19 protein-coding genes are annotated in these 21,746 nt (G+C 66.2%); 17 read left to right on the top strand and 2 right to left on the bottom strand.

Features of this window, described 5'->3' with window-relative positions; translation table 11 throughout:
- Positions 1-22: 22 nt before the first annotated feature.
- The 16 genes from ACTG4X_RS16435 to ACTG4X_RS16360 all read left to right on the top strand — a co-directional run bounded on the left by ACTG4X_RS16435 (position 23) and on the right by ACTG4X_RS16360 (position 17,593).
- Complete coding sequence (locus tag ACTG4X_RS16435) at positions 23-1,147, top strand: sensor histidine kinase (RefSeq protein ID WP_440534305.1); 1,125 nt, start codon at positions 23-25, stop codon at positions 1,145-1,147.
- 248 nt (positions 1,148-1,395) lie between these two features.
- Positions 1,396-2,379 carry a MurR/RpiR family transcriptional regulator gene (locus ACTG4X_RS16430; RefSeq protein ID WP_440534304.1) on the top strand — a complete coding sequence of 328 codons (984 nt, stop codon included), beginning with the start codon at positions 1,396-1,398 and terminating at the stop codon, positions 2,377-2,379.
- On the top strand, positions 2,376-3,353 hold the full coding sequence (locus ACTG4X_RS16425) for an isoaspartyl peptidase/L-asparaginase family protein (protein WP_440534303.1): 978 nt from the start codon (positions 2,376-2,378) through the stop codon (positions 3,351-3,353). Before ACTG4X_RS16430 ends, ACTG4X_RS16425 begins: the two co-directional genes overlap by 4 nt.
- Before the next feature lie 39 nt (positions 3,354-3,392).
- Complete coding sequence (locus ACTG4X_RS16420; RefSeq protein WP_440534302.1) at positions 3,393-5,270, top strand: dipeptide ABC transporter ATP-binding protein; 1,878 nt, start codon at positions 3,393-3,395, stop codon at positions 5,268-5,270.
- Between the two features lie 78 nt (positions 5,271-5,348).
- Complete coding sequence (gene gsiB / locus ACTG4X_RS16415) at positions 5,349-6,902, top strand: glutathione ABC transporter substrate-binding protein GsiB (protein WP_093054515.1); 1,554 nt, start codon at positions 5,349-5,351, stop codon at positions 6,900-6,902.
- A gap of 48 nt (positions 6,903-6,950) precedes the next feature.
- Positions 6,951-7,871: a glutathione ABC transporter permease GsiC gene (gsiC, locus tag ACTG4X_RS16410; RefSeq protein WP_093054513.1), complete on the top strand. Its 921-nt coding sequence runs from the start codon at positions 6,951-6,953 to the stop codon at positions 7,869-7,871.
- A gap of 10 nt (positions 7,872-7,881) precedes the next feature.
- Positions 7,882-8,808 carry a glutathione ABC transporter permease GsiD gene (gene gsiD, locus ACTG4X_RS16405; protein ID WP_093054511.1) on the top strand — a complete coding sequence of 309 codons (927 nt, stop codon included), beginning with the start codon at positions 7,882-7,884 and terminating at the stop codon, positions 8,806-8,808.
- Positions 8,809-8,823: 15 nt separating this feature from the next.
- Entirely contained in the window at positions 8,824-9,906 is a 1,083-nt protein-coding gene (locus tag ACTG4X_RS16400) for a P1 family peptidase (protein ID WP_354336042.1), read from the top strand.
- A gap of 14 nt (positions 9,907-9,920) precedes the next feature.
- Entirely contained in the window at positions 9,921-10,739 is an 819-nt protein-coding gene (locus ACTG4X_RS16395; protein WP_093174011.1) for a M55 family metallopeptidase, read from the top strand.
- A gap of 303 nt (positions 10,740-11,042) precedes the next feature.
- Positions 11,043-12,821: a nitrite/sulfite reductase gene (locus ACTG4X_RS16390; RefSeq protein ID WP_354336039.1), complete on the top strand. Its 1,779-nt coding sequence runs from the start codon at positions 11,043-11,045 to the stop codon at positions 12,819-12,821.
- Positions 12,818-13,213, top strand: a complete 396-nt coding sequence (locus ACTG4X_RS16385; protein ID WP_093054503.1) for a DUF934 domain-containing protein — start codon at positions 12,818-12,820, stop codon at positions 13,211-13,213. The genes ACTG4X_RS16390 and ACTG4X_RS16385 overlap by 4 nt, the downstream gene beginning before the upstream one ends.
- Positions 13,214-13,234: 21 nt before the next feature.
- Positions 13,235-13,867: a phosphoadenosine phosphosulfate reductase domain-containing protein gene (locus ACTG4X_RS16380; protein ID WP_440534301.1), complete on the top strand. Its 633-nt coding sequence runs from the start codon at positions 13,235-13,237 to the stop codon at positions 13,865-13,867.
- Between the two features lie 43 nt (positions 13,868-13,910).
- Positions 13,911-14,852 (top strand): sulfate adenylyltransferase subunit CysD, encoded by a 942-nt coding sequence (cysD, locus tag ACTG4X_RS16375; RefSeq protein ID WP_093054501.1) that lies wholly within the window; start codon positions 13,911-13,913, stop codon positions 14,850-14,852.
- On the top strand, positions 14,852-16,192 hold the full coding sequence (locus ACTG4X_RS16370) for a sulfate adenylyltransferase subunit 1 (RefSeq protein WP_440534300.1): 1,341 nt from the start codon (positions 14,852-14,854) through the stop codon (positions 16,190-16,192). Before cysD ends, ACTG4X_RS16370 begins: the two co-directional genes overlap by 1 nt.
- A 43-nt stretch (positions 16,193-16,235) precedes the next feature.
- The gene (gene fdxA / locus ACTG4X_RS16365; RefSeq protein ID WP_056599092.1) at positions 16,236-16,565 is read left to right on the top strand and encodes a ferredoxin FdxA; all 330 of its coding nucleotides are present in this window, start codon (positions 16,236-16,238) and stop codon (positions 16,563-16,565) included.
- Positions 16,523-17,593, top strand: coding sequence for an NAD(P)/FAD-dependent oxidoreductase (locus ACTG4X_RS16360; protein ID WP_440534299.1), 1,071 nt, complete (start codon positions 16,523-16,525; stop codon positions 17,591-17,593). The genes fdxA and ACTG4X_RS16360 overlap by 43 nt, the downstream gene beginning before the upstream one ends.
- On the opposite strand, the gene ACTG4X_RS16355 is transcribed toward ACTG4X_RS16360, so the two are convergent.
- Positions 17,590-18,894 (bottom strand): aspartate aminotransferase family protein, encoded by a 1,305-nt coding sequence (locus tag ACTG4X_RS16355; protein WP_440534298.1) that lies wholly within the window; start codon positions 18,892-18,894, stop codon positions 17,590-17,592. The two genes, ACTG4X_RS16360 and ACTG4X_RS16355, sit on opposite strands and share 4 nt — an antisense overlap.
- 114 nt (positions 18,895-19,008) lie before the next feature.
- On the opposite strand from ACTG4X_RS16355, the gene ACTG4X_RS16350 reads away from it, so the two are divergent.
- Positions 19,009-19,743, top strand: coding sequence for a TetR/AcrR family transcriptional regulator (locus ACTG4X_RS16350; protein WP_440534297.1), 735 nt, complete (start codon positions 19,009-19,011; stop codon positions 19,741-19,743).
- Here ACTG4X_RS16350 and ACTG4X_RS16345 read toward each other — a convergent pair.
- The gene (locus ACTG4X_RS16345) at positions 19,730-21,622 is read right to left on the bottom strand and encodes an adenylate/guanylate cyclase domain-containing protein (RefSeq protein WP_440534296.1); all 1,893 of its coding nucleotides are present in this window, start codon (positions 21,620-21,622) and stop codon (positions 19,730-19,732) included. The two genes, ACTG4X_RS16350 and ACTG4X_RS16345, sit on opposite strands and share 14 nt — an antisense overlap.
- Positions 21,623-21,746: the final 124 nt, after the last annotated feature.

Below are 21,746 nucleotides of genomic sequence, written 5' to 3'. Positions count from 1 at the left end.
AAAGCCATCGAGGTCCCGCAACATGCGCAACTTTCTCACCAACAACCGGGAAGAGCTGGTTTCACGGTGCAAGTCGAAGGTTGCACTGAGGCCCCGGCGGGCCGCCACTGAACATCAGCTGGCGAACGGCATTCCGTTGTTCCTCGAGCAACTGATAAGAACCCTTGCGGCCGAAGAAGACGACAAACCTGCCGAGAGCGTCAGGATCTCGGGACCATCGGGCGGAGACTCGCTGGCGTTGTCGGAGATGGGGATGACCGCCACTGCACATGGCAAGGAGCTGCTGAAGCTGGGGTACACGGTCGACCAGGTCGTTCACGACTATGGCGACCTTTGCCAGGCGATCACGGACCTGGCCTTCGAGCGCAACGCCCCGTTCGCTATCGGGGAATTCCGGACGCTGAACCGGTGCCTGGACAACGCCATTGCCGACGCGGTCACCGAGTTCAGCTTTCAGCGCGATACACAGATCGCCCGTCAGCAGAGCCTGGACGCGACGGAGCGTTTCGGGTTCCTGGTTCACGAGCTGCGCAATGCCCTCGGGACGGCAACCCTTGCGATTCACGCCCTCGAACTCGGCAACATGACAGTGGGCGGTGCCACCGGGAGCGTGCTGAAGCGCAGCCTGTCTTCGATGGCCACACTGATCAGCGGGGCACTCGCCGAAGTTCGCAGCGGCGCGCCGGAACTGCGGCAGACATTTTCCGTGGCCCTGCTCATCAAGGACGCCGAAACCGCGGCCCAGCTCGTTGCAAGCGCCGCGGGTTGCGCCTTCGAGGTGTCACCCGTCGACTCCCTGCTGGCCATCCGGGGAAACCGGGAGTTGCTGCTTGCAGCATTGGCGAACCTGCTGCAGAACGCATTCAAGTTCACGCACCCGCACACCGACATCGCCTTGAAGGCCTATGAGCTTGGCGAGCACGTCCTGATCGAAGTCGAAGATCACTGCGGAGGGCTGCCGCCGGGAATCGCCGCCAAGATGTTCGCCCCCTTCAATCAGCACAGTCATGACCGGTCGGGCCTGGGCCTGGGGCTTTCCATCGCCCGCCAGAGCGTCGAGGCGGACTTCGGCACATTGACCGTGCGGGACGTGCCCGGCACCGGTTGCGTCTTCACGATCTCACTGCCGCGCCACTCGCTCCAGTGACCGTCGGTGCCTCCGGAGGTACGGCGCGCATCCGCGACATCAGGGGAAATCCCTAGACGCCCGTCCGCAACCCGCTCGGGCAGCCCCTCCACGAGCGAAATGCGTCGCGCATCGCCTCTTCAACGCCCCTCTTCCCCTGGCCCGTTACTTGCAAACTCGATCAAAAATGACAGAAAATTTTCTTATCTGACTTATATTTGTAAACTGATTTTCAAAAAACGCACACTTTCGGGCACGTTGCACCCTTCATGAGCATCCTCGTCGACACCCCAGGCACCACCGTGGCCCAGCGCATTGCGCAGGCGCTGCCGCGGCTGTCGCGCTCGCACCGGCAGGTGGCCGACTACGTGCTGGAGCACCCGCTGCAGGTCGCCACGCTGCCCATCGACGAGCTCGCCGCCGCGGTGGGTGTGTCGGTCGCCACGGCCAACCGCTTTGCGCGCGCGCTGGAGTTCGATGGCTACGCCACCTTCCGTGCGGAACTGGTGCGCGGCTTCGAGCCGCTGGTGGCGCCGGTGGAACGCATGCGAGGCAACCTGGAGCGCCCGAGCACCGTGTCCGAGGTGTTCGCCACCGCGCTCGACGAGAGCCGCCGCAACATCGAAGCCACGCGCCAGACGCTGGACTACGCCGCCTGCGAAGCCGCGGTGGAGCGCATCGGCAAGGCGCGCTCGATCTACATCGGCGGCTTCGGCGCCAGCGCATGGCTCGCCGGCCTGCTGCAGCACGGGCTGGACGGCAGCTGCAACGACGTGCGCCTGCTCTCGGGCGTAAGCGGTGTCACCCATGCCGCGCGCACGCTGATGCACGCGGGTCCGCAGGACGTGTTCATCGGCCTGACCTTTCCGCGCTACCTGACGGACACCATTTCGCTCGCGCAGATCGCGCGCAGCCAGGGCTGCTCGGTGATCGCGCTGACCGACCGCCCCAGCTCGCCGCTGGCACCGCTGGCCGACGTGGCGCTCTATTGCCAGACCGAAACCAGCTACCGCCCGAACTGCGAGACCAGCGTGCTCGCGCTGATCGAGGCGCTGACCAGCGCGGTGTCGCTGCGCGCGCCCGACCCCGTGCAGTCGGCCGGCCGCATCCTGCAGGCAGTGCGGCCCTGGCTGCACGGTGCCAACGGCCTGCCGCGCATCAACGGCCTCGATACCAACGCTCGCCTGCAAGACACACCAGATGCCGCCGCCCTCAATGGCGCCGGCAAGAAAAAGAAGAAAGCTTCCCGATGACCTCATCCCAAGCGCCCCATGTGCCCGTGATCGCCATCCACGGCGGCGCCGGCACCATCAGCGCCGCCACTACCAGCGCCGAACAGGCGCAGGCCTATCACGACGCGCTGAAAAACATCGTGGCTGCCGCGCAGGCCGCGCTGCTCAAGGGCGCATCCGCGCTCGACGCCGCCTGCCTCGCAGTCGAGATGCTCGAAGACTGCCCGCTCTTCAACGCCGGCCACGGCGCAGTGTTCACGCACGACGAAACCCATGAGCTCGACGCCGCCGTGATGGACGGCGCCACGCTCGCCGCTGGCGCAATTGCCGGCGTGTGCCACGTCCGCCGTCCGGTGCGCGCCGCGCGCGCCGTGCTCGAAGACGGCGCGCACGTGCTGCTGGCCGGCGCGGGCGCCGAGTCCTTTGCACGCGAACGCGGGCTGGAGATGGTCGAGCCCTCGTTCTTCTCCACCGAGGCGCGCCGCCAGCAGCTCTACCGCGTGCGCGACACCGGCCGCGTGGTGGTCGACCACGAAGGCGCGTCGATGGCGGCAGCAACGCCGCCGCTCGACGAAGACAAGAAGTTCGGCACCGTCGGCGCGGTGGCGCTCGACATGCACGGCCACCTGGCCGCAGCCACCTCCACCGGCGGTATGACCAACAAGCGCGTCGGCCGCGTCGGCGATTCGCCGCTGATCGGCGCCGGCACCTATGCCGACGACCGCACGGCCGCCGTGTCGTGCACCGGCAGCGGTGAGATGTTCATCCGCGTGGCGGCTGCGTACGACGTGTGCGCCCGCATGGCCTACGGCGGCGCCACGCTCGAAGCCGCCACGCACGCGGTGGTGCAGCAGTCGCTGCCGGCCATCGGCGGCACCGGTGGGCTGATCGCCGTCGACCGCCACGGCAATCTGAGCCTCGCCTTCAACACCGAAGGCATGTACCGCGGCCACGCGCGCGGCGACGAAGCGCCCCATACGGCCATCTTCGCCTGACAACGCATCGCCGCACGCCCCATTTTTCTTCGCACTCCCATGTCCACCCCTGCCCTCGCCCTGCCGGACGGCCGCGTTCTCGCCGTCGACGACCTCACCGTTCGCTTCTCGACTTCCGAGCGCACGGTCGATGCCGTGAAGAAGCTGTCCTTCCACGTCGACCATGGCGAAACGCTTGCGGTGGTGGGCGAATCGGGTTCGGGCAAGTCGGTGACCTCGCTCGCGCTGATGCGGCTCGTGGAGCACGGCGGTGGCCGCATCCTCGGCGGGAGCATGGCGTTCCGCCGCCGCAACGGCGAAGTGCTCGACCTCGCGCAGGCACGCGACAGCGCAATGCGCAACATCCGCGGCGCGGACATCGCGATGATCTTCCAGGAGCCGATGACATCGCTGAACCCGGTGTTCACGGCCGGCGAGCAGATCTCCGAGGCCATCCGAATCCACCAGGGCAAGAGCGACTCGGCCGCGCGCGCCGAAGCGCTGCGCATGCTGGAGCTGGTGCGCATTCCTGAAGCGCGCAACGTGCTCGACCGCTTTCCGCATCAACTCTCGGGCGGCATGCGCCAGCGGGTGATGATCGCTATGGCGCTGTCGTGCAAGCCTCAGCTGCTGATTGCCGACGAGCCAACCACCGCGCTCGACGTGACCATCCAGGCGCAAATCCTCCAGCTCATCCGCGAGCTGCAGAAAGAGATGCACATGGGCGTGCTCTTCATCACGCACGACATGGGCGTGGTCGCCGAGATTGCCGACCGCGTGCTCGTGATGTACCGCGGCGACAAGGTCGAAGCAGGCAGCTCCGACACCGTGTTCGCGGCACCGCAGCACCCATACACCAAGGCGCTGCTGTCGGCCGTGCCCAAGCTCGGCGCGATGCAGGGCACCGACCTGCCGGCCAAGTTCGAATTGCTGCGCACCGAGGCCAACGCCGATGCCCAGCCCGTCGAAGCGCCCACGCAGCAAGACACGGTGCGCCAGGACACCGGCCCCATTCTTCGCGTGCGCGACCTCGTCACGCGCTTCGACGTGCGCAGCGGCCTCTTCGGTCGCGTGAAGCGCCGCGTGCATGCGGTGGAAAAGATCAGCTTCGACCTGTACCCCGGCGAAACGCTGGCGCTGGTCGGCGAATCGGGCTGCGGCAAGTCGACTACCGGCCGCTCGCTGCTGCGCCTGGTCGAAAGCCAGAGCGGCGCCATCGAGTTCGGCGGCAAGAACATCCGCGAGCTGCCCACGCGCGAGCTGCAGGCGCTGCGCCGGAACATCCAGTTCATCTTTCAGGATCCGTTCGCCTCGCTCGATCCGCGCGTGACGGTGGGCTTCTCGATCATGGAGCCGCTGCTCATCCACAACATCGCCAAGGGCGCCGAGGCGCAGCAGCGCGTTGACTGGCTGCTGCAGAAGGTCGGCCTGCCGCCCGAGGTGGCGCAGCGCTATCCGCACGAGTTCTCGGGCGGCCAGCGGCAGCGCATTGCCATTGCGCGTGCACTGGCGCTCAACCCGAAGGTTGTGGTGGCCGATGAATCGGTGTCGGCGCTCGACGTGTCCATTCAGGCGCAGATCGTCAACCTGATGCTCGACCTGCAACGCGAGCTGGGCGTGGCCTTCTTGTTCATCTCGCACGACATGGCAGTGGTCGAGCGCATCAGCCACCGCGTGGCCGTGATGTACCTGGGCCAGATCGTAGAGATCGGCCCACGCCGCGCGGTGTTCGAAGCCCCGCAGCACGCCTACACCCGCAAGCTGATGGCGGCAGTGCCGGTGGCCGACCCGTCGCGCCGTCACAAGCCGCGCGCGCTGCTCGAAGGCGAGATTCCCAGCCCCATCCGCGCGGTGGGCGACGAGCCCGACGTGCCGCCGCTGGTGCAGGTCGCGCCCGGGCATTTCGTTGCACGGCACGCCATCGGCGGCGCCTTCTGATCCTTTCCGATCGATCAACCTATTTTTTCAACCCGCAGGCCCTCCTGCTTTTTTCCACGAACCGACTGGAGTTCTTCCATGACGCAATCTTCTTCCTCCCTGCGATGGGCATCCGCACTGCTGGGCCTGGCCGCGCTGGCCGCTTCGGGCACGGCACTGGCCGCGAAAGACGTGGTGCTCTCGATCGGCTACCAGCCGGAAACGCTGGACCCGTACAACACCAACACCACCATCACCACGGCAGTGACCAAGACCTTCTATGAGGGCCTGTTCCAGTTCGACAAGGACCTGAAGGTGCAGAACGTGCTCGCCGAGAGCTACGACGTGTCGAAGGACGGCCTGGTCTACACCATCAAGCTGCGCACCGGCGTGAAGTTCCACGACGGCACCGACTTCAACGCCGAGGCCGTGAAGTTCACGCTCGACCGCGTGCTGAACCAGGACAACAAGCTGCTGCGCTACAACCAGTTCAACCGCGTGGGTAAGGTCGAGGCGCTGAACCCGACGACCGTGCGCATCACGCTGAAGGAGCCCTTCGGCCCCTTCATCAACTCGCTGGCCCACGCCTCGGCCGCCATGATTTCGCCCACCGCTCTGAAGAAGTGGGGCAACAAGGACATCGCCTTCCACCCCGTGGGCACGGGCCCCTTCGAATTCGTCGAGTGGAAGCAGACCGAAGCCGTCAAGGCCAAGAAGTTCGACGGCTACTGGAAGAAGGGCTACCCGAAGATCGACACGGTCTCGTGGAAGCCTGTGCTCGAGAACAACACGCGCGCCGCGATGCTGCAGACCGGCGAAGCCGACTTCGCGTATCCCATTCCCTATGAGCAGGCCGACCTGCTGAAAAAGAGCGACAAGCTCGAAGTGGTGGCCACGCCGTCGATCATCACGCGCTTCCTGGCATTCAACATGCTGCAGAAGCCCTACGACAACGCCAAGGTGCGCGAAGCCATCGGCTACGCCATCAACAAGGAAGCGCTGGCCAAGGTCGCGTTCGGCGGCTACGCCTTCCCCGCGCAGGGCATCGTGCCGCAGGGCGTGAAGTACGCCGAGAAGATGGCTCCCATTCCCTACGACCTGAAGAAGGCCAAGGAGCTGATGAAGGAAGCCGGCTACCCCGACGGCTTCGAGTCGGTGCTGTGGAGCGCCTACAACAACACGACCAGCCAGAAGACGATCCAGTTCGTGCAGCAGCAGCTCGCGCAGATCGGCATCAAGCTGCAGGTGCAGGCGCTCGAAGTGGGCCAGCGCACCGAGCAGGTGGATGCATGGCCCGATCCGAAGACGGCGAAGGTTCGCATGTACTACACGGGCTGGTCTTCGTCGACCGGTGAAGCCGACTGGGGCCTGCGCCCGCTGTTCGCCTCGGAAGCCTGGGCGCCCAAGCTGAACAACATGTCGTTCTACAAGAGCGAGGTGGTGGACAACGCGCTGGCCAAGGCGCTGGTGACGGTCGACGAAAAGGAACGGACCGCGCTCTACAAGACCGCACAGGACGAGATCCGCAAGGACCTGCCGCGCGTGCCGATGGTCACGGAGCAGAACCTGTCGGCGCATGCCAAGCGCCTCTCCGGCGTGTTCGTGATGCCTGACGGCAACATCAACATCGACGCAATCTCCGTAGCGAACTAAGCCTCGCCCCCTCACCCGCCAGGGTGAGGGGTTGACCGCCTGCACCCCATGCTGAATTACTTTCTCAAACGACTGTTGGGCCTGATCCCCACGCTGCTCATCGTGGCGGTGCTGGTGTTCCTGTTCGTCCACATGCTGCCCGGCGACCCGGCGCGACTTGCCGCCGGCCAGGAGGCCGACGAGCAGACCGTGGCCATGGTTCGCGCGGAGCTCGGGCTCGACAAGCCGCTGCCGCAGCAGTTCGTGAGCTTCTTCACCCACATGCTGCAAGGCGACTTCGGCACTTCCATTCGCACACGGCGGCCGGTGTCGGTGGAAATCGGCGAGCGCTTCTTCCCGACGGTGATGCTGACCATCACCAGCATGGTGTGGGCGGTGATCTTCGGCATGGGTATCGGCATTGTTTCGGCCGTGTACCGCAACAAATGGCCGGACCGGCTGGGCATGACGCTCGCCGTATCGGGCATCTCTTTTCCCGCATTTGCACTCGGCATGCTGCTGATGCAGATCTTCTCGGTCCAGCTCGGCTGGCTGCCCACGGTGGGGGCCAGCAGCTGGAAACACTACATCCTGCCCTCGATCACGCTGGGCGCGGCCGTGGCGGCCGTGATGGCGCGCTTCACGCGGGCCTCGTTCGTCGAGGTGATCCAGGAAGACTTCGTGCGCACCGCGCGCGCCAAGGGCGTGCGCGAATCCAGCGTGGTGTTCAAGCACACGCTGCGCAACGCGCTGATTCCGGTGGTCACCATGATGGGCCTGCAGTTCGGCTTCCTGCTGGGCGGCTCCATCCTCGTGGAGGCGGTGTTCAACTGGCCCGGCCTCGGCCGCCTGCTGGTCGATGCCGTGCAGATGCGCGACTACCCCGTCATCCAGACGCTGGTGCTGCTGTTCTCGCTCGAATTCATTCTGATCAACCTGGTGGTGGATGTGCTCTATGGCTACATCAACCCGACCATTCGCTACAAGTGAGCAAGCAGCCATGACGCAAGCTTCCGGCGTGCCTGCCGAAACCCTCATTCCAACGACACCCGTCGCGGCCGTCCAGATCGCGGGCAAGGTCCGCACGCCCTGGGGCGAATGCTGGCGCCGCTTCAAGAAGCAGCCGGTGGGCATCGTCGCCGCGCTCTTCGTGCTGCTGCTGGTGTTCGTCGCGGTGTTCGCGCCGTGGATCGTGCCCTTCGATGCGGAGAACTTCTTCGACTACGACATGCTGAACACGGGGCCTTCGGCCACGCACTGGTTCGGCGTCGACCCGCTGGGCCGCGACATCTTCAGCCGCATCCTGATGGGTGCGCGCATCTCGCTGATGGCGGGCTTTCTCTCGGTGCTGGTGGGCGGCTTCGTGGGCACGGCCTTCGGCCTGCTGGCGGGCTACTACGAAGGCTGGTGGGACCGCATCGTGATGCGCGTCTCGGACGTGCTGTTCGCCTTTCCCGGCATCCTGCTGGCGCTGGGCGTGGTCGCCATCCTGGGCAGCAGCATGACCAACGTGGTGGTGGCTGTGTCGGTGTTCAGCGTGCCGGCGTTTGCGCGGCTCGTGCGCGGCAACACGCTGGTGCTGAAGCAGCAGACCTACATCGAGGCCGAGCGCAGCATCGGCGCTTCAGACTGGACCATCATCGTGCGGCACATCCTGCCGGGCACCATTTCATCGATCGTGGTGTATTTCTCGATGCGCGTGGGCACCTCGATCATCACGGCCGCCAGCCTGTCCTTCCTGGGCATGGGCGCGCAGCCGCCCACGCCCGAATGGGGCGCGATGCTCAGTGAAGCCCGCGCCGACATGGTGACCTCGCCGCACGTGGCGCTGTTCCCCAGCCTGGCAATCTTCTTCACCGTGCTCGCCTTCAACCTGCTGGGCGATGCACTGCGCGACGCGCTCGATCCGAAGATCGACCGCCAGTAATTTCCGTTCTTCTTCATGTCTTCCAGCAAGCAGCAAGCCCCTCTCCCCTTCATCGGCAACCTGCTCCAGGGCGAACGCAACGCCATCACCGACGTCGCGGGCGTCACCGTAGGCCACCAGACGCTCAGCGATGGCCCCGTGCAGACGGGCGTGACGGTGATTCGCCCTCACGCCGGCGACCCGTTTCGCGACAAGGTGCCCGCGGCTGCCGTGGTGCTCAACGGCTTCGGCAAGAGCGTCGGCCTGGTGCAGGTGGCCGAGCTCGGCGTGCTCGAAACGCCGATTGCGCTGACCAACACGTTTTCGGTCGGCACCGTGGCCACGGCGCAGATCCGCCACTGCGTGGCCGACAACCCCGAGAGCGGACGCACGCTGCCCACGGTCAACCCGCTGGTGTTCGAGTGCAACGATGGTTTTCTCAACGACATCCAGCGCATGGCCGTGACCGAGGCCGACTACCTGCAGGCGCTGGCTGATGCCGGCGTCGACTTTGCGCAGGGCTCGGTCGGCGCGGGGCGTGGCATGTCGAGCTTCCAGCTCAAAGGTGGCATCGGTAGCGCATCACGGCGGGTGTCGGCGCGCGAAGGCGGCTGCCATACCGTAGGCGCGCTGGTGCTGGCGAACTACGGACGCCAGCCGCAACTGGTGCTGGCCGGGCATTCGGTGGGCGACCGGCTGGCGAAGCTTCAGGCCGCGCGCAGCCTGCCGGCGGTGGACGAGGCCGAGAAGGGTTCGATCATCATCATCGTCGCCACTGACGCGCCGCTCGACGCTCGACAGTTGCGCCGCCTGGCGCTGCGCGCGGGCGCCGGACTGGCCCGCACGGGCTCGGTCTTCGGGCATGGCAGCGGCGACATCGTGCTGGCCTTTTCCACCGCCTACACCGTGCCCGACCGCGTCGAGCGGCCGATGCCGGCCGTAGCGATGCTGCACGACGGGCTGCTCGACGGGCTGTTCCAGGCCGCGGCAGACAGCACCGAGCAGGCGATCATCCATGCCCTGTGGCGCGCAACGCCCGTCACCGGGCGCGACGGCAACCACCGCGCCGCACTGGGCGACGTGCTGCCCGCCTCCGCCCTTCTTTCAACCCACGCCTGACTGCGAGCCGCTCCATGAAAGTCCTGATCTCCACAGACATCGAAGGCGTCGCCGGCGTCTATCACTCCGAGCAGGTGCGCCCGGGCAACCCCGAGTTCGAGCGCGCGCGCCTGCTGATGACGCAGGAAGCCAACGCAGCGATTGCCGGCGCCTTCGACGCAGGCGCCACCGAGGTGTTGGTGAACGACTCGCACGGCGGCTTTCGCAACATGCCGCCCGATGTGCTCGATGCGCGCGCCCGCGTCGTGCAGGGCAAGCCGCGCTACCTGAGCATGGTGGCGGGCGTGGAAGAAGGCGTGGACGCCGTCTGCATGGTCGGCTACCACTCGCGCGCGCAGGGGCGCGGCATCCTGGCGCACACGATCAACAGCTTTGCGTTTGCCGGCATCTCGCTCGGCGGGCAGGAACTGGGCGAGGCCGGGCTCTATGGCGCGCTGGCCGGCGAATACGGCGCGCCCGTGGTGATGGGCAGCGGCGACGACGTGTTCATCGCCGAGAACCGCCCGCTCTTTCCGCACGCGACCTTCGTCGAGACCAAGAAGGCGACGGGCTGCACCAGCGGCATTTCGCTGTCGCCCGAGCAGTCGCGCCGGGCGATTCGTGCGGGGGTGGAAGAAGCGCTGGCCGCGCGTTCGAACGCGAAACCGCTCGTTTTCAAGGGGCCGCAGACCGTGACGCTGCGCACCCAGTCAACCGCGCTGGCCGACCTGTTCTGCCAGTGGCCGGCCTTCGAGCGCGTCGACGGCGTCACGCTGCGCTTCACCGCCGATACGGTGGAAGCGGCGGTGCGCATGCTGAACTGCTGTTCCGCAATGTCTTCGATGCTGCGCTGAGGCGCCAGCCCCTCTTCAGGCCTGTATGGCGAAGCGGATGGCCGCGCGGCCAGGAACCCGCTCGCCCATCCGGGCCTTGTCCGGTTCCTAGAATTCCCGGGTCCGGTAACTCTTTTCCGGCCATCTCGCCTTATCCGGAATAAGCATCAAACCGTCCCGCAACCCGCATGGATGCTGGCGAATAAGCTTATCCGCATAAAGCGCGAACCAAAAAATAGTTTGTTTCCATAAGGCCGGCTTTCAGAATCTCGGCTTCTTGCTGGGGCGCTGGACGCACCGCACTTCAAGACATACGCACGCACGATGTACCAATACACAGAATTCGATCGCCAGTTCGTCCACCAGCGGGCTGCCCAATTCCGCGACCAGCTGGAACGCTGGCAAAAGGGCAAGCTCGCCGAAGACGAGTTCCGCCCCCTGCGGCTGCAAAACGGCTGGTACGTGCAGCGCTACGCGCCGATGCTGCGCGTGGCCGTGCCTTACGGCGAGCTCTCGAGCCGCCAGATCCGCGTGCTGGCCCGCATCGCCCGCGAATATGACGAGCCCGAAGCCGAGGTCTACAAGAAGGCCATCGAGACGCAGGGCCTGCTTGGCAGCCACAAGCTCCCGACCCACTACGCCCATTTCTCGACGCGCCAGAACGTCCAGTACAACTGGATTCCGCTCGCCAAGTCGGCCGACGTGATGGACCTGCTGGCTTCGGTCGACATGCACGGCATTCAGACCAGTGGCAATTGCATCCGCAACATCACAAGCGATGAGCGCGCCGGCATCGCCGTCGACGAAATCGCCGATCCGCGCCCGTTCGCGGAAATCATGCGCCAGTGGAGCACGCTGCACCCCGAGTTCGCGTTCTTGCCGCGCAAGTTCAAGATTGCCATTACCGGCGCCACTGAAGACCGCGCCGCCACCGGCTGGCACGACGTGGGCCTGCACGTGGTGAAGAACGAAGCCGGCGAAATCGGCTTTCGCGTGCAGGTGGGCGGCGGCATGGGCCGCACCCCCATCATCGGCACTGTGCTGCGCGAGTTCCTGCCGTGGCAGCAGATCATGAATTACCTCGAAGCGGTGATCCGGGTCTACAACCGCTATGGCCGCCGCGACAACATCTACAAGGCGCGCATCAAGATTCTGGTGAAGGCCGAAGGCCAGCGCTACATCGACGACGTCGACGCCGAGTACAAGCAGATCCTCGAGCATGACGGTGCGCCGCACACCATCACGCAGGAAGAGTACGACCGCGTGGCCGCCTCCTTCGTGCCGCCGACGCTCGCCACCCGCGTGCTGCAAAGCGCCGAGAAGACCGACGCCGAGCTGCGCGCCCACGCCGCCGACGACGTGCAGTTCGCCCGCTGGCTCGCCCGCAACGTGGCGCCGCACAAGAACCCCGCGCTGCGTGCCGTCACGCTGTCGTTCAAGCGCCTGAAGCAGGCGCCCGGCGACGCATCGGCCGACCAGCTCGACACGCTCGCGCAACTGGCCGACCGCTTCTCGGCCGGCGAAGCCCGCGTGACGCACGACCAGAACGTGGTGCTGCCTTGGGTGCATGCCGAAGACCTGCACGCGCTGTGGCTCGCCGCCCGCGCCGCCGGCCTCGCCAGCGCCAACGTGCACCTGCTGACGGACATGATCGCCTGCCCCGGCGGCGACTTCTGCGCGCTGGCCAATGCGCGCTCCATTCCCATCGCCGAAGCCATCACCGAGCGTTATCAAGACCTCGACGAGCTCGACGACCTGGGCGAGATCGACCTGCACATCAGCGGCTGCATCAACTCGTGCGGCCACCACCACAGCGGCCACATCGGCATCCTGGGCGTCGACAAGGACGGCAAGGAGTGGTACCAGGTCACCCTCGGCGGCTCCGACGGCTCCGAGCTCAGCGGCACGCCGCAGGCCGGCAAGGCTGTCGGCCCCTCGTTCTCGGCGGCGGAAGTGCCGGGCGTGATCGAGGCCGTGCTCACCACCTACCGCGACACCCGCGAAAGCGGCGAGAACTTCATCGACACGCTGCGCCGCGTAGGCCCGGACCCGTTCAAGGCCGCCGCCAACGGTGCACGCTTCAAGGTGGAGGAAGCAGCATGAACAAGAAACTCAACATCCTCTCGGCAGAAGAACACATCGACGACGGCGATCCGAAGGTGCTGCAGCTCGCCAACGATGCCGACCCGCTCGCCATCGAGGTGTGCCTGGCCGACATCGAGCGCATCGACCTGAACTTTCCGAAGTTCACCGATGGCCGCGCCTACAGCCAGGCCTTCCTGCTGCGCCGCCGCCTGGGCTTCCAGGGCGACATCCGCGCCACGGGCGACGTACTGATCGACCAGCTGGTGCAGATGGAACGCACCGGCTTCTCCAGCGCCGTGCTCAAGGAAGGCGTTGACGCCTCCGACGCGCAGCGCCAGTTCGACCGCTTTGCCGCCTTCTACCAGGGCGACGCGGTGCAGACCGCGCCGCACTTCGCGGCCGGCAACTGAGAGCGGATGGGAACCTTCGACATGAGCATCGCCACGGACATCGACTTCGCACGCATCAACACCGAACTCGGCCGCAACGCCGAGGGCCTGGTGGACTGGGCGATCGGCCTGGGCCAGCCCGCGATCATCACCACCAACTTCCGCCCTTTCGAGGCCGTGATCCTGCACATGGTCACGCGCGCAAAGCGCGATGTTCCCGTGGTCTGGATGGACAACGGCTACAACACCGAGGCCACCTACCGCTTTGCCGACGAGGTGACGAAGCAACTGGGCCTGGACCTGCACATCTACCTGCCGCGCCGCTCGCGTGCGCATCGCGAAGCGGTCGAGGGCCCGACCCCGGCGCTCGACGATCCGCGCCATGCCGCGTTCACGGAAGAAGTGAAGCTGGAGCCCTTTGCCCGCGCGCTGCGCGAGACGGCACCGAAGGTCTGGTTCACCGCACTTCGGGCCACCGACACGGCCGTGCGCGCGCAGATGGAACCGGTCAGCGTCAATCCGGACGGCCTGATCAAGGTCGCGCCGCTGCTGCACTGGTCGTCCAAGGATCTTCACGAGTACTGTGTGAAACACGGCCTGCCGAACAACTTCGACTACGTGGACCCGACCAAGGGCGAAGACAACCGCGAGTGCGGATTGCATCTCGCGCACTGAGAGCCAACGGCTCACCGATCCTCTGCATCCAGCACCCCATCCGATGAACGCCCGTACCGAAACCGAACTGCTGCTCTCACCAGCGCACCTCTCCAACACGCACCTCGATGCGCTGGAAGAAGAAACCATCTTCATCCTGCGCGAGGTCGCGGCCGCCTTCGAGCGCCCCACCCTGCTGTTCTCGGGCGGCAAGGATTCGCTGGTGCTGCTGAAGTGCGCGGAAAAGGCCTTCGGCGTGGGCCGCATTCCCTACCCGCTGCTGATGATCGACACCGGCCACAACTTCCCTGAAGTGACGGCCTATCGTGACCAGCGCGCGAAGGAACTGGGCGCCGAGCTGATCGTGCGCAGCGTCGAAGATTCGATGAAGCGCGGCACGGTGCGCCTGGCCCATCCGGGCGAGTCGCGCAACGCGCATCAGTCGGTGACGCTGCTCGAAGCGATCGAAGAATTCCGCTTCGACGCGCTGATCGGCGGCGCCCGCCGCGACGAGGAAAAGGCCCGCGCCAAGGAACGCATCTTTTCGCACCGCGACAGCTTCGGCCAATGGCAGCCCAAGGACCAGCGCCCCGAGCTGTGGACGCTGTTCAACACCCGCCTTGCGCCGGGCGAGCACTTCCGCGTGTTCCCGATCTCGAACTGGACCGAACTCGACGTGTGGCAATACATCGAGCGCGAGCATGTCGGCCTGCCGTCCATCTACTACACGCACAAACGCGAGGTGGTCGAGCGCCGCGGCCTGCTGGTGCCGGTGACCGAGCTCACCCCGCCGCGCGACGGCGAAACGGTACAGGTGCGCGACGTGCGCTTTCGCACCGTAGGCGACATCACGACCACCTGCCCGGTCGAGAGCCTCGCGGCCGACGCGGGCGACGTGGTGCTGGAGACGCTGTCGGTCGACGTCAGCGAACGCGGCGCCACGCGCATGGACGACATGACGTCCGAAGCATCCATGGAAAAACGCAAGAAAGACGGTTACTTCTGATGAGCGCGACGACGACTGCTACCCCTGTGAACACCAACGTCCACGGCGACACCGGCACCGCGCTGCGCTTCATCACCTGCGGCTCGGTCGACGACGGCAAGAGCACGCTCATCGGCCGCCTGCTGGTCGACAGCAAGACCGTGCTGCAAGACCAGCTCGCCGGCGTGCAACGCGGCGGCGAAACCGACCTCGCCCTGCTGACCGACGGTCTCTCGGCCGAGCGCGAACAGGGCATCACGATCGACGTGGCCTACCGCTACTTCTCGACCGCCAAGCGCAAGTTCATCATCGGCGACGCGCCGGGCCACGAGCAGTACACGCGCAACATGGTCACGGCCGCTTCGGCCGCCGACGCTGCCGTGGTGCTGGTCGACGCAACCAAGCTGGCCTGGGCCGCCGAGGTCGAAGACGGCACCGTGGTCAAGCGCGAGCTGCTCCCGCAGACGCGCCGCCACACGCTGCTGTGCCATCTGCTGCGCGTGCAGTCGATCGTGTTCGCGGTGAACAAGCTCGACGCCATCGACGACGCCGGACTGGCATTCGAACGCATCTCGACAGCGCTGCACGCCTTTGCAGAAGCGGCCGGCGTGCAGGTTGCGGGCATCGTTCCGATCTCGGCGCTCAAGGGCTGGAACGTGGCCACGCGCCATGCCGACTGGGTCGGCTACGAAGGCCCGAGCCTGCTCGAGCTGCTCGAGGAGCTGCCCGTCACGGCGCAGGACGAGGCCGTGCCCTTCGCATTCCCGGTGCAGTGGGTCGAGAAGTTCTCTTCTTCCGCCGACACCTCGCAGGGCCGCCGCGTGTTCTGGGGCCGCGTCGCCTCGGGCCACGTGGAACCCGGCCAGCGCGTGACCGTGCTGCCGAGCAACCAGACCGCCACGGTCGCGCAGGTGCTGAGTCACACGCGCCAGCCGAAGGCGGTGCATGCAGGCCACAGCGCCGGCATCGTGCTCGACCGCGAGGTCGATGTGTCGCGCGGCGACTGGCTGCTGGCGCCCGGCGCCTTCGAGCCGGTGCGCGAGATCACCGCCACCGTGGCCTGGCTCGACGACGAGCCGCTGGTCGCGGGCCGCGTGTACTGGGCGCTGCAGGGCCACCGCTGGGTCAAGGCCAAGGTGGCGCGCATCGTCGATCGCGTGAACATCACGACGCTCGAATCGGAGCCGGCAACGCAGCTGGAAGCCAATGCCATCGGCGACGTGGTGCTGGCATTGCAGCAGCCGCTGGCCGTGCTTCCCTTCACGCAATCGCGTGCTTTGGGCTCCCTGGTGCTGGTCGATACCGCCTCCCACAAGACCGCCGCTGCCGTGCTTGTGCAGCCCGCCGCCGCAAAGGCCTAAAATCTCGGGTTTCCCCCGATCTCACACTGACGTTAAAAGACAAATGACTCACGTCGTCTCCGAAGCCTGCATCCGTTGCAAATACACCGACTGCGTGGACGTTTGCCCCGTCGACTGCTTCCGCGAAGGTCCCAACATGTTGGTGATCGACCCGGACGAATGCATCGACTGCGCGGTCTGCATCCCCGAATGCCCGGTCAACGCGATCTACGCCGAGGAAGACCTGCCGGCCAACCAGATCGCCTTCATCAAGATCAACGCCGAGCTGGCCCTGGCCGACGGCTGGAAGAGCATCACCAAGCGCAAGCCCGCCCTGCCTGACGCCGAAGAGTGGAAAGACAAGACGGACAAGATCGGGGAGCTGGTGCGCTGAGCACCTTGGCTACCCCCATCGAAACCGACGCCCTGATCGTCGGTGCCGGCCCCGTGGGGCTGTTCCAGGCCTTCCAGCTGGGCCTGCTCGAAATCTCCTGTCATATCGTCGATGCACTGCCCGCCGCGGGCGGCCAGTGCGTGGCGCTGTATGGCGACAAGCCGATCTACGACATTCCCGGCACGCCGGTGACCAGCGGGCGCGGTCTGGCGCAGTCGCTGTTGCAGCAGGTGGCGCCGTTCAAGCCGCAGTTTCATTTCGGCGAGCAGGTTGCCACGCTGGAGCGCCAGGCTGACGACCGGTTGCTGCTGACGACTTCGGTCGGCACCGCCTTCCTGGCGAAGACGGTGTTCATCGCGGCCGGCGTCGGGGCCTTCGTGCCCAAGCGCATTGCCGTCGAAGGCATTGCGCAGTTCGAAGGCAGCTCGCTCTTCTATCACCCCGATTCGCTGGACCGTTTCGCCGGGCAGACAGTGGTGGTGAATGGCGGCGACGACATCGCGCTCGAAACCGCCATTGCGCTCACGGCCACAGCCAAGCAGGTCACGCTGGTGCACAGGCGCGACGGCTTCCAGGCTGACGAGGCCAACATCTCAGCTATGCGCGCCCTCGTGGCCGCGGGCAAGCTGGCCTTCAAGGTCGGCCAGCCCACTGCCTTCGACGGCAAGCAACTGCAGATCACCACGCCTGACGCCACCACGGTCGATCTGCAGCTCGACGCGCTGATCGCCTGCCTGGGCATCTCGCCGCGCCTCGGCCCCATCGCCGACTGGGGCCTGGAGTTGGAGCGCAAACAGGTGCCTGTCGACACCGAGAAATACGAAACCCGCGAGCGTGGCGTATTTGCGGTGGGCGACATCAACACCTACCCGGGCAAGAAGAAGCTCATCGTCTGCGGCTTCCACGAGGCCACGCTGGCCGCCTGGGGCGCCACGGCCATCGTGTTCCCAGGCAAGGCCGTGCCGCTGCAGTACACGACCACCAGCACGCGTCTGCACGAGCTGCTGGGCGTTTCCGGCTCCCGTTAACGCGCGCCGGGCAGCAGCGCCCGGTATTCGCCGATGAAGCTGCAGATGGCGGCGACGTAGCGGTCGATATCCGCATCCGCCAATGGCAGCGACAGCACGACGAAGCCGCGCGGCGAGGTGTAGATGCCCTCGCTCAGCAGGTGGAAAAAAAGCAGCTGGCGCAGGCGGCCATCGACTGGTGCCAGATCGTCGACGCTGCGCACCTCGCCGCCCACGAAATGCGCGTTCATCAGCGAGCCCAGCCCGGTGAACTGCATCGCAACGCCCTCTTTCACGCACAGCGCATTGAGCCTCGCCCGCATCGCCTCGCCCCGCTCCGCCAGCGCGCCGGCCGCCTCGGGCGTGAACAGCTTGGTGAGGCCTGCATAACCGGCGGCCATCGTCAGCACGTTGTTGTTGAAGGTGCCCGAGTGGGCCAGCGACCCGGTGCGCGGGTCGAACAGCGCCATCACGTCGGCACGCCCGCCGAAAGCGCCGAAAGACATACCACCGCCGATGTACTTGCCCAGCGTGGTGAGGTCCGAGCGGATGCCCAGCTTGTTTGCCAGCCCGTGCGGCGCCAGGCGGGAGGTCATCACCTCGTCGAAAACCAGCAACGCACCGACGCGCGTGGCCGATTCGCGCAGCGCCTCCAGGAAGTCGAGGCTCCCCGGAATGCAGCCACTCGCGCCCTGCATCGGCTCGACCAGAACTGCGGCGATCCCGGCGCCGTGCCTTTCGATCTGCTCGCGCGCCGTCTGCGCATCGTTGTAGGGCAGCACCAGGAAATCGAACGGCACAGTCGTCGGCAGCGGCTTTGCGCCGAAACCCAGCACGCCACCGTGGTAGCCGCCCGCAAACACCACGATCTTGCGACGCCCCGTGAAGTGCAGCGCGGCAGTCAGCGCCATCAGGTTCGCCTCGGTGCCCGAGTTGGTGAAGCGCAACTGCTCGATCTGCGGAAAACGCTCGCAGATAAGCCTTGCCAGCCGGCCTTCGAGCAGGTTGTGGCCCGTGAGGTTGATGCCGCTTTGCATCGCCTCGGTGACGGCTTCACGGATCTCGGGTGCGGTGTGGCCGTAGACGCCGGCCGTGTACTCGGCGATGAAGTCGGCATAGCGGTGGCCGTCGGCATCCCACAGCGCAGCCCCCTCTCCCTTGGCAATGGTCAGCGGAAACGGCGCGTAGAACAGCACCGAACGGCTGTTGGCGCCAGGCATGTAGCGCGCCTGCTCCTCGAACTGATGGCGGCTGGCGGGGTTGCTCTCGGTGAAGCGCTGGTATGCGCCGGCAAGAGCCTGGTCGATGGCGGCATGGGTCATGGCGGATGTCCTTCGGGTGGTGATGCGATCGTCGTTTGCGGCGCAGTTTATTGGTCAGTGCTCAATTAATATTGTTTATACAGTCAACCCGGCTGCCGCACAATGGCCGCAACCATGACGAAGAAATCGCCTCCCAAGCCCCGTACGGCCGGCCGCCCCGCCGGCGGTGGCGGCCTGACGAAACAACGCATCGCCGAAGTCGCACTGGCGCAGATCGACGAATTCGGCCTGGGCGCCTTCAGCATGCGCGAGGTCGCGGCGCGGCTCGATGTCTATCCGGCCACGGTGCACTGGCACGTGAGCACCCGCGAGGCACTGCTGGCCGAAGTGGCCGCCACCGTCATGGCCGAAGTCACGCCGCCGCCCGGCAAGCTCGAATGGCAGGCATGGATCACCGAACTGTTCCGCCGCTGCCGCACCGCGGTGCGGCGCCACCCGAACGTGGCGCAGCTGCTGGGCGCGCAGCTGGTGTCGAACGGCAGCCTGCCGATCGAGCTGGTCGAAGGCGTGCTGGCGGCGCTGACCGAAGCCGGCTTCGAGGGCGAGCCGCTGCTGGAGGCCTACAACTGCGTGGTCGCCGCGATGCTGGGCTTCCTGACGATGGAGTTCTCGCCCCTGCCCGTGGACAACACCCAGGCCTGGGCCGAGGAGCTGCGCGAGCGCGTGCACACGATTCGCCCACTCGACCACCCGGTGCTCACGCGCAACCTGGCGCAGTTGGCCAACAAGGCCTTCATCCTGCGCTGGGACAACGGCACGACGGTGCCGCTCGACAGCAGCTTCGAGCGGCACATCCAGATCACCATCGACGGGCTGGAGGCGTTCGCGCGCAAGGTCAGGGCTGCGTAGGCCCAAACAGCTCGTACAGCACCATGCGCGCCTGCCTGCCGCGCAGCTCGGTCGTTTCCTCGATGCGACGGGTGGCGAGCCGCCCACCCAGTCCCTCGAATGTCGTCTGCGAGATCAGCGTGCGCGTGCCCAGTTCCTTGTTGGCGCCCTCGATGCGGCTTGCCGCATTGATCGCGTCGCCGATGGCGGTGTAAGACAGCCGGTTGCTCGACCCGAGCACGCCCGCGATCACGTGGCCGGTGTGGATGCCTACGCGCGTGCGGAATTCGTGCAGGCCTTCGCCCCGCCACTTGCCGTTGAGCACGTCCATTTCGGCATGCAGTTCGAGCGCCGCGACGCAGGCCCGGTATTCCGCATCTTCCAGGTCGGACGGCGCGCCCCACAGCACCATGATGCCGTCGCCCATGAACTTGTCGACCACGCCGCCATGCCGCGCAAAGATGCCGGCCGCCAGGTTGAAGTACTCGGTCAGCTGCCTCACGAGCACGTCGGCTTCCATCGATTCGGAGATGGTGGTGAAGCCCTCCACGTCGGTGAACATCGCGGTGATGCGGCGCGGCGAGCCGCTGGGCGCGAGCGCGTGGCCCTCGGCGACGAGCTGGCGGATGATGTCCACCGGCACGAACTTGCGAAAGGCCTGCAGGCTGCGCGCCGATTCGTCCAGCGCCTGGTTCAGATGCTGGATCTCCAGAACCCGGCTCGGCTCGAGCGGCAGGTTGTCTAGCTCCAGCCGCCCGATGCGGCGCGCGACAAGCGCGAGGTTTTCGATCGGCTGGGTCACGAGCTTCGACAGCCGCAGCGAGATGAACAGCGCGATGCCGAGAAAGCTCAGCGTCAGCAGCAGCGCCCAGAGCACCGAGCGATGCAGGCCGCCGAGCAGCAGATCTTCGGGCTCCCAGCTGACGAGTTGCCACCGGGTGTGCGGGATGTGCGACGTCTGCACGAGGTATTTGCGCCCTTCATGCTCGATGGAAAAAGCCATGTCGTCGGCGCCACCCGCCTTGCCCGCGGCAAGCATGTGCGCATGCAAGGCGCCTAGCACACCGGTGTCTGGCGACTCCAGTTCGCGCACCGGGTCGGGGTGGTCGCTGCGCGCAATCACGTGATGGTCGGCGCTCAGCAAGGCGCTCTCGCCGGCCCCCAGCGCGCCGAAGATGCGCACGAGCTTCGACAGATGCCCCAGCGACACGTTGCCGTCGATCACGAGCTGGCGTGTGTGCCCCTCGTCGTCGACACGTGCGCTGGGCAATGAATGGCCGATTGCAAGCTCCTGTGAGTCGCTCATCAGGAAAGGCTGGGTCCACACGGGTCCATGCGCCTTCATGGCCTCCCGGTACCAGGTGCGCTTCTCGGGGTCGAAGTCGCTGCGATAGGCCGTGATGGCCGTCGTAGCAAAGCGCTGCTTCGCGTCGCCGCCCTCGGCGTCGGGCGAGCGCTTGTACTGCCAGGTTTCGGTGCTGAAGTCGGGGCCGCGCAACACCTGCCGGATGGCCGGGGTCGGGTAGCGCACAGCCATCAAGACGTGGCCGTCGTCGGTGGCCACGTTGATGCTGTCGAGCTCGGGGGTCTGCTCGAGCATGGTCCAGAGCATCTCGGCGGTCTGTTCGCCATCCTCGCCGGTGGCGTGCACGCTGGGAGAGTCGGCAATCGATCGGATGACTCCCTCGGTCTTGGCGAGGAAGGCGAGCACATTGTCCTCGACCCTGTCATGGTTGATCTTGTGCGAGGCCGTGCCCACCCTGGACACCAGCTTCTCAGCGGCCCAGTAGCCGAATGCCACCAGCAGCAGCGACTGCAACAGCGCGACGGCGCAGATGATGGTGCCTACGTCGACCCTGAAGCGCCGTAGGCCGGTGCCAGCGAAATCCCTATCTGCCATGCAAGTCCTTCTTCATTTCTTGTTCCTGCTCGCTTATCGGCGCGCGCTCCCGTTTCTTTGATTGGCAGTTCTTCTTTGGACGCCGATTCTCTCGTGGCCTGTGCACGCTCTGCGGGTTTTCCCT

It is taken from the genome of Variovorax sp. YR566 (assembly GCF_051992195.1).
Taxonomy (GTDB): Bacteria; Pseudomonadota; Gammaproteobacteria; order Burkholderiales; family Burkholderiaceae_C; genus Variovorax.
This window is presented reverse-complemented; position numbering and strand designations above follow the sequence as displayed.

Excerpts from the sequence above, each read along its gene's own strand:
- ACTG4X_RS16370 (WP_440534300.1), top strand. The coding sequence starts at position 14,852 with ATGAGCGCGACGACGACTGCTACCCCTGTGAACACCAACGTCCACGGC.
- ACTG4X_RS16345 (WP_440534296.1), bottom strand. The coding sequence starts at position 21,622 with ATGGCAGATAGGGATTTCGCTGGCACCGGCCTACGGCGCTTCAGGGTC.
- ACTG4X_RS16390 (WP_354336039.1), top strand. The coding sequence starts at position 11,043 with ATGTACCAATACACAGAATTCGATCGCCAGTTCGTCCACCAGCGGGCT.
- ACTG4X_RS16395 (WP_093174011.1), top strand. The coding sequence starts at position 9,921 with ATGAAAGTCCTGATCTCCACAGACATCGAAGGCGTCGCCGGCGTCTAT.
- cysD (WP_093054501.1), top strand. The coding sequence starts at position 13,911 with ATGAACGCCCGTACCGAAACCGAACTGCTGCTCTCACCAGCGCACCTC.
- fdxA (WP_056599092.1), top strand. The coding sequence starts at position 16,236 with ATGACTCACGTCGTCTCCGAAGCCTGCATCCGTTGCAAATACACCGAC.
- ACTG4X_RS16430 (WP_440534304.1), top strand. The coding sequence starts at position 1,396 with ATGAGCATCCTCGTCGACACCCCAGGCACCACCGTGGCCCAGCGCATT.
- ACTG4X_RS16355 (WP_440534298.1), bottom strand. The coding sequence starts at position 18,894 with ATGACCCATGCCGCCATCGACCAGGCTCTTGCCGGCGCATACCAGCGC.
- ACTG4X_RS16425 (WP_440534303.1), top strand. The coding sequence starts at position 2,376 with ATGACCTCATCCCAAGCGCCCCATGTGCCCGTGATCGCCATCCACGGC.
- ACTG4X_RS16435 (WP_440534305.1), top strand. The coding sequence starts at position 23 with ATGCGCAACTTTCTCACCAACAACCGGGAAGAGCTGGTTTCACGGTGC.
- ACTG4X_RS16420 (WP_440534302.1), top strand. The coding sequence starts at position 3,393 with ATGTCCACCCCTGCCCTCGCCCTGCCGGACGGCCGCGTTCTCGCCGTC.
- ACTG4X_RS16385 (WP_093054503.1), top strand. The coding sequence starts at position 12,818 with ATGAACAAGAAACTCAACATCCTCTCGGCAGAAGAACACATCGACGAC.
- ACTG4X_RS16350 (WP_440534297.1), top strand. The coding sequence starts at position 19,009 with ATGACGAAGAAATCGCCTCCCAAGCCCCGTACGGCCGGCCGCCCCGCC.
- gsiC (WP_093054513.1), top strand. The coding sequence starts at position 6,951 with ATGCTGAATTACTTTCTCAAACGACTGTTGGGCCTGATCCCCACGCTG.
- gsiD (WP_093054511.1), top strand. The coding sequence starts at position 7,882 with ATGACGCAAGCTTCCGGCGTGCCTGCCGAAACCCTCATTCCAACGACA.
- ACTG4X_RS16380 (WP_440534301.1), top strand. The coding sequence starts at position 13,235 with ATGAGCATCGCCACGGACATCGACTTCGCACGCATCAACACCGAACTC.
- ACTG4X_RS16400 (WP_354336042.1), top strand. The coding sequence starts at position 8,824 with ATGTCTTCCAGCAAGCAGCAAGCCCCTCTCCCCTTCATCGGCAACCTG.
- gsiB (WP_093054515.1), top strand. The coding sequence starts at position 5,349 with ATGACGCAATCTTCTTCCTCCCTGCGATGGGCATCCGCACTGCTGGGC.